This is a genomic window from Arthrobacter oryzae (genome assembly GCF_030812315.1).
Lineage (GTDB): Bacteria > Actinomycetota > Actinomycetes > Actinomycetales > Micrococcaceae > Arthrobacter > Arthrobacter oryzae_B.
Genome location: NZ_JAUSSM010000002.1, coordinates 216,264 through 230,032, shown reverse-complemented (window position 1 = coordinate 230,032; position 13,769 = coordinate 216,264). Strand labels below are relative to the sequence as shown.

General features: G+C 65.4%; 13 protein-coding genes and 1 pseudogene. 6 read left to right on the top strand and 8 right to left on the bottom strand.

Annotation, left to right across the window (positions count from 1 at the left end; all coding sequences use genetic code 11):
• Positions 1 to 140: 140 nt before the first annotated feature.
• From J2S97_RS04470 to J2S97_RS04460, 3 genes are all read right to left on the bottom strand, one after another.
• On the bottom strand, positions 141 to 1,103 hold the full coding sequence (locus J2S97_RS04470; RefSeq protein WP_307046999.1) for an SPFH domain-containing protein: 963 nt from the start codon (positions 1,101 to 1,103) through the stop codon (positions 141 to 143).
• A gap of 105 nt (positions 1,104 to 1,208) precedes the next feature.
• A complete protein-coding gene (locus J2S97_RS04465; RefSeq protein ID WP_104174289.1) occupies positions 1,209 to 1,670 on the bottom strand; it encodes an NfeD family protein in 462 nt (153 codons plus the stop codon).
• A 122-nt stretch (positions 1,671 to 1,792) separates the two neighbouring features.
• The gene (locus tag J2S97_RS04460; protein ID WP_307046996.1) at positions 1,793 to 2,647 is read right to left on the bottom strand and encodes a methyltransferase domain-containing protein; all 855 of its coding nucleotides are present in this window, start codon (positions 2,645 to 2,647) and stop codon (positions 1,793 to 1,795) included.
• 115 nt (positions 2,648 to 2,762) lie between these two features.
• Here J2S97_RS04460 and J2S97_RS04455 point away from each other — a divergent pair, with 115 nt between their 5' ends.
• A complete protein-coding gene (locus tag J2S97_RS04455; RefSeq protein ID WP_307046994.1) occupies positions 2,763 to 4,844 on the top strand; it encodes a S9 family peptidase in 2,082 nt (693 codons plus the stop codon).
• 9 nt (positions 4,845 to 4,853) lie between these two features.
• On the opposite strand, the gene J2S97_RS04450 is transcribed toward J2S97_RS04455, so the two are convergent.
• Positions 4,854 to 5,525 carry a peptide deformylase gene (locus J2S97_RS04450; RefSeq protein ID WP_307046992.1) on the bottom strand — a complete coding sequence of 224 codons (672 nt, stop codon included), beginning with the start codon at positions 5,523 to 5,525 and terminating at the stop codon, positions 4,854 to 4,856.
• A 9-nt stretch (positions 5,526 to 5,534) separates the two neighbouring features.
• Complete coding sequence (locus tag J2S97_RS04445) at positions 5,535 to 6,497, bottom strand: hypothetical protein (RefSeq protein WP_307046990.1); 963 nt, start codon at positions 6,495 to 6,497, stop codon at positions 5,535 to 5,537.
• Positions 6,498 to 6,556: 59 nt separating this feature from the next.
• Here J2S97_RS04445 and J2S97_RS04440 point away from each other — a divergent pair, with 59 nt between their 5' ends.
• Complete coding sequence (locus tag J2S97_RS04440) at positions 6,557 to 6,988, top strand: nuclear transport factor 2 family protein (RefSeq protein ID WP_307046988.1); 432 nt, start codon at positions 6,557 to 6,559, stop codon at positions 6,986 to 6,988.
• 20 nt (positions 6,989 to 7,008) lie between these two features.
• Here J2S97_RS04440 and J2S97_RS04435 read toward each other — a convergent pair whose 3' ends face one another.
• Genes J2S97_RS04435 through J2S97_RS04425 form a run of 3 tightly spaced genes read right to left on the bottom strand, consistent with a single transcriptional unit; the run spans position 7,009 to position 10,065 of the window.
• Positions 7,009 to 8,145, bottom strand: coding sequence for an FAD-dependent oxidoreductase (locus tag J2S97_RS04435; protein ID WP_307046986.1), 1,137 nt, complete (start codon positions 8,143 to 8,145; stop codon positions 7,009 to 7,011).
• Positions 8,138 to 8,812, bottom strand: coding sequence for a class I SAM-dependent methyltransferase (locus J2S97_RS04430; protein WP_373460495.1), 675 nt, complete (start codon positions 8,810 to 8,812; stop codon positions 8,138 to 8,140). The genes J2S97_RS04435 and J2S97_RS04430 overlap by 8 nt, the downstream gene beginning before the upstream one ends.
• 50 nt (positions 8,813 to 8,862) lie before the next feature.
• Complete coding sequence (locus tag J2S97_RS04425; RefSeq protein ID WP_307046982.1) at positions 8,863 to 10,065, bottom strand: type III polyketide synthase; 1,203 nt, start codon at positions 10,063 to 10,065, stop codon at positions 8,863 to 8,865.
• 107 nt (positions 10,066 to 10,172) lie between these two features.
• Between J2S97_RS04425 and J2S97_RS04420 the strand changes: the two genes are divergently transcribed.
• From J2S97_RS04420 to J2S97_RS04405, 4 genes and pseudogenes are all read left to right on the top strand, one after another.
• Positions 10,173 to 12,566 carry an excinuclease ABC subunit UvrA gene (locus J2S97_RS04420; protein ID WP_307046980.1) on the top strand — a complete coding sequence of 798 codons (2,394 nt, stop codon included), beginning with the start codon at positions 10,173 to 10,175 and terminating at the stop codon, positions 12,564 to 12,566.
• Between the two features lie 321 nt (positions 12,567 to 12,887).
• Positions 12,888 to 13,109: a hypothetical protein gene (locus J2S97_RS04415; protein ID WP_307046978.1), complete on the top strand. Its 222-nt coding sequence runs from the start codon at positions 12,888 to 12,890 to the stop codon at positions 13,107 to 13,109.
• A gap of 361 nt (positions 13,110 to 13,470) precedes the next feature.
• Entirely contained in the window at positions 13,471 to 13,596 is a 126-nt protein-coding gene (locus tag J2S97_RS04410) for a hypothetical protein (protein WP_307046976.1), read from the top strand.
• 42 nt (positions 13,597 to 13,638) lie between these two features.
• Positions 13,639 to 13,752 (top strand): annotated as a pseudogene (locus J2S97_RS04405) (site-specific integrase); the annotation flags it as partial.
• Positions 13,753 to 13,769: the final 17 nt, after the last annotated feature.

Sequence of the window (13,769 nt, the reverse complement as noted above, 5' to 3'; positions counted from 1 at the left end):
CCGGTATGAACCAGCCGGACAAATATCCTATTATACCGGCTAGTTTCCCGGCACGTAAAGCCGGAGGCTAAACCGCAAAAAAGCAGGGGAGGCATCCGCAAAGCGGATACCTCCCCTGCCTGTCGCCCAGAGGGGCAAACCTACAGCGGCTGCTTCGAGTCGTTCGGCCGGGCGTCCTCCGGCTTGGAGTCCTTGTCGGTGTCGAACAGACCACCCGTGCGGGGATCCGGGTTGGTTCCGCCGAGGGCGTTGCCGATGCCCTTCAGGGCCTCGCCGACCTCGCTCGGAATGATCCAGAGCTTGTTTGAGGAGCCTTCCGCCAGCTTGGGGAGTGTCTGCAGGTACTGGTACGCCAGGAGTTTCTGGTCCGGGTTGCCCTTGTGGATTGCGTCGAACACCTTCTGGATTGCCTGTGCTTCACCGTCAGCGCGGAGAATGGCTGCCTTGGCATCACCTTCGGCTTTGAGGATCGAGGACTGACGCTGTCCTTCCGCGGTGAGGATGGCCGACTGCTTGGTGCCCTCGGCGGTGAGGATGGCCGCGCGACGGTCGCGCTCTGCCCGCATCTGCTTCTCCATCGAGTCCTGGATGGAGTGGGGCGGATCGATGGCCTTCAGTTCCACTCGGGAGACGCGGATGCCCCAGCGGCCCGTTGCTTCGTCCAGGACACCGCGGAGCTGGCCGTTGATCTGGTCGCGCGAGGTCAGTGCCTCTTCGAGGTTCAGCCCGCCGACGACGTTTCGGAGCGTGGTGGTGGTGAGCTGTTCGACTGCCTGGATGTAGTTGGCAATCTCGTAGGTGGCTGCCCTCGCGTCCGTGACCTGGAAGTAGACCACCGTGTCGATCGAGACGACGAGGTTGTCCTCGGTGATGACGGGCTGCGGCGGGAATGAGACCACCTGTTCGCGAAGGTCCAGGAGCGGCAGGAGCCGGTCAACGAACGGGATCAGGATGGTGAGGCCGGGCAACAGCGTCCGCTGGTACTTCCCGAGCCGCTCCACGACGCCGGCACGGGCCTGCGGCACAATCCGCACCGAGCGCACCAGCACGATTATTACGAACGCAACGAGAACCAGCAGCACTATTGCGACTGCGATATCCATACATCACCTATTCCCCAGTTATGTGGTCTTGCTATGTTTTGCGCCGGTGTCCCGCCGCGAGCCCGGCGCCGGTGGCGGCTGCCGGAAAATTTCCTGTTACCAGACCTACTGGACGGCTGTTTCGGGCTGTGGCGCCACGACGGCGGTTGCCCCTTCGATGGCCGAAACCACCACGCGCTGTCCGGCGTTCAGCACTCCCTGCTCCGAGCGGGCGCTCCAGACGTCACCGCCGATCTTGACCAGGCCGGAGGATGTGCTGACGGTCTCCATGACAAGTGCGGATTCGCCGATCAGGCGGTCGATGTTGGTCCGCTGTTCCGCGGGGCCCTTCTTCAGGTGCTTCAGCGCAACGGGTCGGACGAAGACAACCATCAGGAGGGAAACCACACAGAAGACCACGATCTGCAGCCAAAAATCGGCGCCGGCGAAATCAGCCAGCAACCCAGCCAGCGCCCCGCCTCCGAGCATGATGAAAAAGAGGTCCAGCGTCAGCATCTCCACCACTGCAAACGCCAGGAATACGGTGAGCCACAATGCCCACCAGTTCTCGCCAAGCCATTCAAACATGCGTTCCCCCTTCGTCCCCGGAGCTGCGGCAGCAGGCCCTCAGTAACTGTCCTTCCATCCTAGACCGAAGCTGCGGGACGTAGGAGGGGGCTGTCAGGCACGTTCCGAAAGTAGCCAAGTCGTTATGCGGACGGCTGCTTCCGGGGTTCAAACACGCTGATTCGGAACCGCGCCGAGACCTTCGTGACCGGCGGCAGTCCGGCGATGATGGCCTCCAGCGCGGAACGGTCCAAGTGGTGGCCTGCGGGCCCCATCAGGGCCAGGTTGCCGACGTCGGCGGGCTCAAGCCCAAGCGCCAGGTCCAGTTCCCGGACTGAGTGTTGCTCGAAGTGCGCGTCGAGGGAAGCGGCCAGACGCTCCTCCTTGGCAGGCTCGATGCCGAGCATGCCGGTCTTCCCCGCCACCTCCGCAAGGTGCCCCGAGCGCGGGGTCACTACTACCAGCCGCCCTGCGGGACGGAGTACCCTGGCGAACTCCGCTGCATTCCTTGGCGCGAAGACCACCGTGACGACGTCGACGGCGTCGTCCTTGACGGGAAGCGGCTGCCAGACGTCGCTGACCAGGTTGACGGCGTCGGGGTTCATCCGGGCCGCTCGGCGCAGCGCGAACTTGGAAATGTCCAGTCCGATGGCGGACGCAGGAGCGGCTGCCAGAAGCCTCTTCAGGTAGTGTCCGGTTCCCGTTCCGGCGTCGAGTACCGCGGCCTCCGGCCCCACGAGTGCGGGCGTTGCCAGTTCGGCGACTGTGTCGGCCAGGGGCTGGTAGTGCCCCCGGGAAAGGAAATCGAAGCGGGCAGCCACCATGGCCGCGGTATCGGCTTCGAAGACGGTTCCCTTGCCCACCAGGAAATTGAAGTAGCCCTGCCGGGCGGCGTCAAAGCTGTGGCCGCTGGGACAAGCCAGCCGGTGGTCGCCGCCCGGCATCAGGCCGTTCCGGCAGACGGGGCACAGCAGTAAGCGGAGGGCGTCGGGAAGCATGGAGACAATCCTAGGGCCGGCACGGCGGCCACCCTTCCGTTGAAGGTTCCCTGTGGCCACCCGGGAAGGAGTGAGTTATTTCACAGGCCATGCGCGAGCCGTTAGGCTCACAAGCGTGAAACCAGAACATCTGCCCCTGCTGAAGTCCGTTTCCGCCCCGGCCGTCCACCCGGACGGTAGCCGGGCGGTGGTCTCGGTCATCCGTCCTGACTTCGATGCCGACACGTACGTGGGCCAGTTGTGGACCGTGCCGCTGGACCCCGAGAAGCTGCCACGCCGGCTGACCCGCGGATTCCGCGACACGTCCCCGGCATTCTCGCCGGACGGGCTGGTGCTGGCTTTTCTCCGCGCAACTGCTGACGGCAAGCCGCAGCTTCACGTTGTGGAGGCAGCCGGCGGCGAACCGCAGGTCCTGACCAACGCCAAACTCGGAGTCTCGTCCTTTGCCTGGTCTCCCGATTCGCACCGCATCGTCTTCGGTGCCAGAACGCCCGACGACGGCCGGTACGGAACGCTGGATGGCGTGTCCGCCGGGGCTGAAGATGCGAGGCTCATCACGGACTACCAATACAGGATGAACGGCGTCGGGTATACGGCCGACAAGCCCCTCCAGCTCTACACCGTGGATGTCCCCGAACTGGATGACGAACCGCACGTGGCGCCCGCGGGCCGCGCACTAAAAGCCCTCAGGACCGCCGCGGACAGTGCGGCGGCAGAAACCGACACCGACGCGCTGGCGGCCGAGGCCATGCTCCCATCGGCGAGGCAGCTCACATCCGCAGCCACGGACCACAGCGGTGAATCGTTCAGCGTGGACGGACAATTCGTGTACTTCGTCGCCGCGCTTCATGACGGCAGCGACCTGGACCTTGAGACCGGCGTGTACCGCGTGGCCGTCTCCGGCGGGGAGCCCGAACCTGTCAAGGCTGCCAACTGCGGCCGCCAGACGGTCGGGGCGGCACGCCAGTCCAGGAACGGGAAGTGGCTCTTCTTCACGGCCCAGGAGCTTGGCGATTCAGGCCAGGACTTCGTGGCACGGAACACCGCCCTCTACGTCATGCCCGCGGACGGTGGCGCCGCCACTGCCCTGAGCGACGTGGAAACCATGGACGTTTCCGGCACCGCGGCCGGCCTGGAGCTGCGCGGCCCCGATTCAGTGCTGTTGCTGAACAACGCGCAGGGCACGGTGGAGCTGCTCGAGTTTGGAGCTACGGGGAACCACTCGCTGCTGGTTCACGGAGACCGCGTCGTCACCGGTGCCGCATCGGCAGGCGGCTCAATCGTCGTCAGTTTCTCAGATGCAGCCACCGCCGGGGACGTCGCCGTGCTGGAGGACGGCCAGCTGAGGCTGTTGACGGATTACTCCGCGCAACTCCGGCTTCAAGCCGAGATCATCGAGCCGCAGGAGCTGACCTTCGATTCGGCGGACGGTTATCCGGTCCACGGCTGGCTGGTGCTGCCGCCCGGGAAGGGGCCGCACCCCGTCCTGCTGAACATCCACGGCGGACCCTTCTCGCAGTACACCGCGGCACTGTTCGACGAGGCACAGGTCTACGCCGCTGCCGGCTACGCGGTGCTCATGTGCAACCCCCGGGGTTCCGCCGGGTACGGGCAGGCCCACGGGCGCTCCATCAAGGAGAAAATGGGCACCGTGGACATGCAGGACGTGCTGGCCTTCCTCGACGGCGCCCTGGCAAAGTTCCAGGAGCTCGACGGCGGTGCCCTCGGGATTATGGGAGGCTCCTACGGCGGCTACCTCACGGCGTGGACCATCAGCCAGGATCACCGTTTCAAGGCCGCCATCGTGGAGCGGGGTTTCCTGGATCCGGTCAGTTTTATTGGCTCCTCGGACATCGGCTGGTTCTTCGGCGGCGAGTACACCGGCAGCTCAGCCGAGCAGATGGCCGCCCAAAGCCCCATGGCCACCGTCCGGAACGTGCGCACGCCCTCGCTGGTCATCCACAGCGAAGAGGACCTCCGCTGCCCGGTGGAACAGGGCCAGCGCTACTTCACCGCGCTGAAGCAGCAGGGTGTGGACGCCGCCTTCCTCGTGTTCCCGGGCGAAAACCACGAGCTTTCCCGGTCGGGCACCCCGCACCACCGGAAACAGCGGTTCGAGGAAATCCTGCGCTGGTGGGCCCGCTACCTGCCCACCAAGGCCAATCCTCGGGAGGCCGCCGCCGGGCCGACCGCCTAGGCTGTCTGGCTAGTCCGTAGGGGCGCCCGGCAGGAACCCCAACTCCTGCCGGGCCAGGTCGATATCCGGATGGGCCCAACGGGCACCGTATTCGGCGTTGTTGCTGAGCGAGCGCAGTTCAGCCCGGTCGATGTAAAGGATTCCCTGCAGGTGGTCGGTCTCGTGCTGCACGATCCGTGCCTGCCAGCCGGAGAAATCCTGCTGCCGGGCACTTCCGGACGGGTCCGTGAATTCGAGCCGCACGGACTCGTGCCGCGACACCACGGCCTGCAGCCCCTGGAGGGAGAGGCAGCCCTCATAGAACGCCGCACTGCCGTTGCCCACGGCGCGGTACGACGGGTTGACAACGGCAAGGAACTCCAGCGGTAACCGGCCGCGGACAGCGGAAGTTTCGGCGTCGACGTCGTACTGGTCTTCGAGGACCGCGAGCTGCAGGGGGATGCCCAGCTGCGGAGCCGCCAGGCCGACCCCCGGCGCGTCATGCATCACCTCACGCATCAGGGCGATCAGCGCCGCGAGTTCAGCGCTGTCCAGCTGGCCGTCAAAGACGGCAGCCTGCTGCCGCAGCACGGGGTGGCCGGCCTGGACGATGGGCGGAAGAACGCCGGCGGCCAGGATTTCCTGAACCGTCTCGTGGATCCGGGCGGTGCTGAACGGCGTGGGGTTCGCGACATGAAGCATGGGAAAAGCCTAGTGCGCCCCGCAGGCCGCGGTGACGAAGTCGTGGATCCGGCCTTTGAGTGCGGGGCCGGCGGCAACTTTGAGGATGCCTTCCCGACCGCCTACGGTCACGACCAGGGGCAGGAGGGTTCCCACCTTGTCCTCCGCGACCGCATGGGGGTCGCAGCGGGCGGGACGGATCCGGAGGTGGAACTCTGCCGGACCCGTGCCGGCAGCAACCGTAACGCCGGCCGGCCACGGGCTGTCAGGCAGTGCGGCCAGGAGGGTAGTCCCATCGATGCGTTCAATGGTCAGTTCGCGGATTGGTCCGGTTCCGGCTTCGTTTGGGGTGACCGTCAGGCGTACGACGGCGGTACGGGCGTCCGCCGCAACCTCCAGCTCCGGTGCCAGGCCGAATGCAGCCACGTTCCCGGCGTCCCGGGCAAGGCACAGCTCTTCATGGTTCCGTGCGAGGACGCCGAAGGGGTCCGCAGCCGCCAGATGCACTGTGCTGGTCGTGGATCCCTGCCGGACGGAGACTGTCGCCTCGGCCGGCACCGTGCGGGCGCCGGCGTCCCGGACAGGACCAGTGCAGGAGGGCCCGGGGAGCCTGGCCGGCAGGCTCTTGGTTTGGCCCGGCGGCACTTCCGTTCCCTCCGGGCCGGCGTGCCAGGCTGCCCCCGCGGGGAACAGAGTGCTCGACAGTTCGGCGCCAAGAACGGTCACGGGCTCGGACAGTGCGTTGCTGAGCTGGATCTCGATGATCTGCGTGCCGTAGTTGTCCCTGAACTGGTTGAGCCCGGCTGTCAGGGGCCCGCGTGGCGCAGGCGCCGTTGACGCCGGTTCAGGGGCGGCAGAGTTCCCCGGCCCCTGAGGCGCGGGGTCCGGAGTTCCCGGACTGCAGCCCTGCACGGCCGGAGCGGTCATCAGGACAGCCAGAACGACAACGGCGGCCGCGTGCCGCCGTCGTCGCGCCTGCAGGACGCCGCTCATGCCAGCAGTCTAAGGGCCTGGCTCCGCGGCGTCGCCGGGCAATGGGCTACCCTCGTTGCATGACTGAACAGACGCCCCTCAACTGTGTCCTTGGATTTGTACGAGCCATTGAGGCCGGAGGCGGCGCAGCGGAGGTGGGCACCTTCCTCGCGGACGATTTCACTCTCGTCGAAGCGCCGCACCTTCTTGCGCCCAAAGGCTCCACCCGCAGCCGCGACCAGGTCCTGGCCAGCGCCGACCAGACCCGCCGGGTGGTGTCCGGCCAGCGTTTCGACGTTCGGCGGACCACCTGCGAGGAGAGCCGCGTGGTGTTGGAAGCGGACTGGTCGGCCACGCTGTTGATGGACCTCCGGTACTGGGATGCGGGCGAAACCATCCGGGCACGGACCACCTCGGTCTTTGAGGTCCGGGACGGCCGGATCACCAGCCAGGACAGTTACGACTGCTACTTCAACAGTGACGCCGATGCGGAACAGACAGGAGCGGAGTAGTCCTGTACCAGCGAACTTCGCTAGTGCATCGTGAAGCGGGCGGCGGCGCGTGAATTGATGGCAGGCACGCTTGCCGCATACCGGATCAGCCGGTTCCGGGCATGCCACAGTGGACGGGGCAGCGGCCGGCCAAGCATCATGTTGATTTCGGACTGCCGCACAGCCCTCGCGGCCGCCTGGAGCCGTTGACGTTCAAAGCACTGCAGTTCCCGTGCCACGTCCGTGTGCGCCAGCCGGCTGAGGAGCAGCGGCGCCAGTACAGCAGCGTCCAGCCAGCCCAGGTTCATTCCCTGGCCGCCGATGGGGCTGATTTCATGGGCGGCATCACCGACGAGCGCTGTTCGTCCGTGGATCATTCGTGTCACCAGGCGTGAGCGGACGCCGAAGCTGCTCAGCATCGAATTGGTGCCGGCGTCGACGGAGACTCCGGTCCGTTCCCGCACGATCCCGGTCAGGGACCGGGCATCGGGCACGTCCGCGCCGGCTCCGCGCGTTCTCGCCACCCAGCGCCGCACACCTCCGGGCAGCGGAAAGGACTCCACGATTCCGGCGTGCTCCAGGAACAGCGCCGCGTCCGGACCGAACGCGGTGCTGTCAGCGAAATCGCCCATGACATAGCTGTCCGGGTAGCCCTTGACCCGCATCGGGGCGGCCAGCAGCTGCCGGACTGTGGAGCGGACACCGTCCGCGGCAACGGCCAGGGAGGCGTGAATCCGGGATTCGCCGTTTGCGGTGACGACGTCCACCGCAACCCTCGCGCCGTCGTCGTGCAGTCCCGTCACGGTAGCTCCGCGCAGCAGCGATCCGCCATCCAGCTCCCTGACTCGCCGTTCCAGGGCCGCTTCCGTTCGTGCCTGCGGTACCGACAATACGAACGGGTAGCGGCTCGACACGGTGTGGAAGGACATCCCGGCCACTTCCACGCCGCCCCCGATGGCAACGCCGCGACGGATCTGCACGCCCTCCGACACCAGTCCGGACGCGACGCCAATGCCGTCGAGTGCCTCCAGTGACGGGGGATGGATGCCGATGGCACGGGAGTGGGTGTTTGGCCCGGCGCGCCGCTCCAGGATGCGGACTGACACTCCGTGTTGCAGCAGAAGGGCTGCCAGGTACAGTCCCACCGGTCCGCCGCCCACCACGACGACGTCAATCACCGCGTGCGTTCCCGTTGGGTGCCGGGGAGTTGCATGTCAGGAGGTTGCGGAAGGGCGGACGGGACAGCACCGACCAGCCGGGGGGAGCGGCGGCCTGGAGTTCGGCAGCTGTGTAGCTCCGGCGGATCGAAGTCAGCCCGTCCTCCCTGATGTAGGAACCGGGGAACGGCCACGAAACCGCATAAAACAGGGCGTAGGCCGCGGGGCTGCGGCGGATGTCGTTGTGGATGACGGTGCCGCGGGACAGCAGCGCCGATTCAGTGAGGAATTGCGGCAGTTCGGCCGTGCCCAGATGGTGCAGGACGTGATTGGACACGACGACGTCGTAGAGTTTCCCTTCGTCGACCAGTTCCGCCGTGGACGCCTGCCGGAACGTCACCCCGTCGACGCGCCCGCGGCGCAAGGCGAAGTCGAAGGCGCGCCGGTCCGGATCAATGGCTGTGATCTCCAGCTTCCTCCGGTCGCGGGCCGCCCACGCCGCCAGCAGGACAGGCACGTCCCCGCCGCCGCACCCGATGTCCAGCAGCGTTGTGACCGTGGTGGCGGACAGGACCGGCCTGATGCGTGCCCGGTAGATTCCGCGCCATCCGGCCACGGCCCTGTTGACCACGGAAAACTGCGAGTACGTGCGGTTCAAGCGTGCGGGATCGCAGCCGGGACGGTCCATTTCCTCCACCGCGTGGGTGTCTCGCTCTCGCAGCAGTCCCCGGCCGGCCATCAAATCAATGACGGCTCAGTCCGTGTGCCGGACGCGTCCTGGGCGGCTGCATCGGGCGAACTTGCCGTCAAAGGTTCGCGCACCTTGGTGAACATCGCCGTTTCCACTGTCAGGCCGGGCCCGAACGCCATCGAACAGATCCGCTCATCGCCGTCCTGCGGAGGGAGCCCGGCGATGTGCTTGAGGACAAAGAGCACCGTGGCGCTGCTCATGTTGCCAAAGTTGCGGAGGGTTTCCCGGGCAGGCACCAGTTGCTCGTCCGTGAGTTCGAGCCGGGACTGCACCTTGTCAAGGATGCTCCGGCCGCCGGGGTGGATGGCCCAGTGGGTGATATCCCGGTAGGGGAGTCCCCGCAAGGATTCATCGCGGGAAAGCAGGGGTTCAAGCGCCCCGATGATGTGGTCGTCAATGATGTGCGGAACATAGTTTCCCAGCACCATTTCGAAGCCTTCGTCGCCGATGTTCCACGCCATGGATTCCTCACCGACGGGAGTCAGCACGGTTTCGAAGTGGTCCAGCCGCAACAGCGGGCTTCCGTCCGGAATGTCCCGGGCCGAAATGACTGCCGCTGCCGCGCCGTCGGCAAACAACGCCGAGCCCATGATCGTGTCGGGATCGTTCGAGGTCCGGACGTGGAGCGAGCAGAGTTCCGCGCAGACCACCAGGACCACGGCGTCGGGATCTGCCTCGCAGAAGGACTTGGCGGCACGCAGAGCCGGAAAAGCCGCGTAACAGCCCATAAAGCCAAGGTGGTAGCGCTGGACGGCAGGATTCAGGCCGAGGGCGCGGACGATTTTGTAGTCCGGCCCCGGGTTGAAGAAACCCGTGCACGAGACAGTCACGAGGTGGGTGATGTCGGATGCATCGATTCCGGGGCAGGCATCCAGGGCGGCCCTGGCGGATTCCACGAAGAGCTTGGTGGCTTCGCGGCCGAAGATGTCATTACGGACCTTGGTGCTGGGACTCAGGACCAGGCCGGTGTCCGGGTCAAAGAACTGCGGATTCTCCGCGCGGCTGTCCTTGGTGAGTTCCGTGACAGCCGTGTACCGGGTGTCAATGGCGGCGGAATCAAAACACGTGTTCACCAGCCGGGAACCCAGCCTGGTAAGGCCCGGCTGGGCGGCGAACACATCGCGGGCTTCTGACTGAATGAGAACGGTGGGCGGGACAGCAGTTTCCAGGGACCTCATGTAGACCGTCATGGTTCATTCTCAGTGAGCTTTGCTGTTAAGACAATGCTGGTTAGATTTAGGCAGGCGACGCCGGCGCATGCCACGAAGGCGGCCCCCGAATAACGGATGGAGACACGATGAGCATGGCCACCCAGACGGACTCGCAGGTGCACGCGGAGCACGTCGCCGACAGCCACGACCTGATCCGCGTGCAGGGCGCCCGCGAGAACAACCTCAAGGACATCAGCCTGGAGATCCCGAAGCGCCGGCTGACGGTGTTCACCGGCGTCTCCGGATCCGGCAAGAGCTCGCTGGTGTTCAGCACGATCGCCGCCGAGTCGCAGCGGATGATCAACGAAACCTACAGCGCTTTTGTGCAGGGCTTTATGCCGAACCTGGCACGGCCCGACGTGGACTTCCTCGAGGGGCTGACGACGGCGATCATCGTCGACCAGGAGCGGATGGGGGCCAACCCGCGCTCCACCGTCGGCACCGCCACTGACGCCAACGCGATGCTACGCATTCTCTTCAGCCGGTTGGGCAGCCCGCACGTCGGGCCGCCCACGGCATTCTCCTTCAATGTCCCAACGCGTAAGGCCAGCGGGGTGATGAGCACCGAGAAAGCAGGCGGCCGCGTCGAGAAGAGTGTGGTGCAGGGTGCCGTGTACCTGGGCGGCATGTGTCCGCGCTGCGAGGGCATGGGCTCGGTTTCCGACTTTGACCTCACTGCGCTTTACGATGACAGCAAGTCGCTTGGAGAGGGTGCCCTGACGGTCCCCGGCTACAGCATGGATGGCTGGTACGGCCGCATTTTCAGCGGCGCCGGGTTCGACATGGACAAGCCGATCGCGAAGTTCACCAAGAAGGAACTGAACGACCTTCTTTACAAGGAGCCGACCAAGATCAAGGTGGAGGGCATCAACCTTACGTACGAGGGCCTGATCCCGAAGATCCAGAAATCGATGCTCTCCAAGGACGTCGACGCGATGCAGCCCCACATCCGGGCCTTCGTAGAACGCGCCATCACGTTCCAGGCCTGTCCCGAGTGCGACGGCACGCGGCTCAGTCCCGAGGCCAGGTCCTCGAGGATCAAGGGCAAGAACATTGCCGATCTGTGCGAGATGCAGATCAGCGACCTGGCCGGGTGGGTCCGCGAGCTCGACGAGCCCTCGGTCGCGCCCCTCCTTAAAGGCCTGCGGCACCTGCTCGACTCGTTCGCCGAAATCGGGCTTGGCTACCTCTCGCTGGACCGTCCGGCCGGCACCCTGTCCGGGGGAGAGGCCCAGCGCACCAAGATGATCCGGCATCTGGGCTCGTCCCTCACGGACATCACCTACGTCTTTGACGAGCCGACCATCGGCCTGCATCCGCACGACATCGAGCGGATGAACCAGCTGCTGCTGCAGCTGCGCGACAAAGGCAACACCGTGCTCGTCGTCGAGCACAAGCCTGAGTCCATCGCCATCGCTGACCACGTGGTTGACCTCGGTCCCGGCGCCGGCACCGAGGGCGGCAGGGTGTGCTTCGAGGGAAGCGTCGAGGGGCTGCGGGGGAGCGACACCATCACCGGCCGCCACCTCGACGATCGGGCCCGGGTCAAGGACTCGGTGCGTACACCCTCGGGCGCGCTCGAGGTGCGTGGCGCGTCGGCGCACAACCTTAAGGACGTCGACGTCGACGTTCCGCTGGGCGTGCTGTGCGTAGTCACGGGTGTGGCAGGTTCGGGCAAAAGTTCCCTGATCCAGGGTTCGGTGGCTGGCCGCGACGGTGTGGTGGTGATCGACCAGGGTGCCATCAAGGGGTCCCGGCGCAGCAACCCGGCGACGTACACGGGGCTGCTTGAGCCGATCCGCAAAGCGTTCGCGAAGGCCAACGGGGTCAAACCGGCGCTGTTCAGCTCCAACTCGGAAGGCGCCTGTCCCACCTGCAACGGCGCGGGCGTCATCTTCACCGAACTGGGTGTTATGGCTACCGTGGAGTCCACCTGCGAGGACTGCGAGGGCAAGAGGTTCCAGGCGTCCGTCCTGGAATACAAGCTGGGCGGCCGCAACATCGCCGAGGTGCTGGCCATGTCGATGACCGAGGCGGAAGGGTTCTTCGGCGAAGGTGAAGCGCGTACGCCTGCCGCCCACAAGATCCTCGACCGGCTCGTGGACGTCGGTCTCGGCTATCTCACCCTTGGCCAGCCGCTCACCACGCTGTCAGGCGGCGAGCGGCAGCGCGTCAAGCTCGCCACCCAGATGGCCGAAAAAGGCGATGTCTACGTTCTCGACGAACCAACCACAGGACTCCACCTTGCCGACGTCCAGAACCTGCTGGGCCTTCTCGACCGCCTTGTGGAGTCCGGAAAATCGATCATCGTGATCGAGCACCACCAGGCGGTCATGGCACACGCAGACTGGCTCATCGACCTAGGCCCGGGCGCCGGCCACGACGGCGGACGGATCGTTTTCGAGGGCACGCCGGCCGATCTCGTCGCGGAACGCTCCACGCTGACCGGCGAGCACCTGGCTGCCTACGTCGGAAGCTGACCGAATACTTGACGACGTGCAGGTCCGGGCCGCCGGCGGAGATTTCTTCGCCGGCGGCCCGGACCTTTTGCAGTAGAAAGACCGCTGACGAGTCGGGTCTCAGCACGGGATCGATCTACCGACAGACGCTTTGGCACGCGTTCGCCGCCCTCGTTCGCCGTGGTCAGCGCGAAGGGCAATTCGACGAGGGGGACACCGAACAGGTGACTGCATACTACTTCGCTCCTGCTCTCCGGCGTCACAACGATGCGGCGCCCTGCACGGCGAGCTCGACGAGCCCGAAGTCGACCTGATACTGCGAATACTCACTGGAGGACTCAAATGACGATCGAGATCAAACGTGCCGACGAGTTCGGCGAAGGGTACAGGCGCAGGATCGCCGAGGTGCTCGTGCGCGGCTTCGCCGAGGACTTCGCGTACTTCTCCAAGGATCCGGAGCAGCTGGCGGCCGCGTTTGAGCACATGATCCTCCTCGAACGATTCCACGTCGCCCTGGTCGATGGACAACCCGCTGCCGTTGGGGCCCTCACTGAGGGAACGTAGGAGTGCTTCGCGCCCAACCGACGCGAGCTCGGGCTTCCTCGAAAATCACGCAAAAAGAATCCACTGCTACACCGGTTCCCTTAACGCCGATAATCTACATTATGTAAAGTAGTACTCTGCGTATCTCATCAGATGAATCGTTGTCGCCCTCTCCCGCGGAATTCCGAACCACGCGCTCGAGGCGCCTTGCGCCGCGCCATTCAAGGGTTTTATCCGACTCCAATCGATTTTCTCAGCCATGACTAAGCGGGCCGGGCTTGTGCGTCGAATGACAGAAGATACTCCTCTGACCTGCGGATTTGCCGAGATGATGCATTTTATGAAACATTGATTCAGATTTTGGAGCAGGTTTGGAGGCGGAATGGCAGTCGATGGATCTGGGCGGGTGCACCTTCTGGGCACCGTTCAACTGCTCCATCCCGAACAGCAGACCTTCGATCAGATGCTCGAGGGCTGGCGCAACCAGCAGCTCTCACGCAACCTGTAATTCGACACCATTGATCAGCGCATCCGGTATGTTCGCAGGTTCGTGGACCATGTGAACGAGTTTCCGTGGCACTGGACGCCGGCCCAGGTCGAGGAGTATTTCGGAGATCTTCGCTCGATCCGGAACTTGAGCCACTCGACGCTGCGGGCCCACCAGTCCGCGTTGCGCCATTT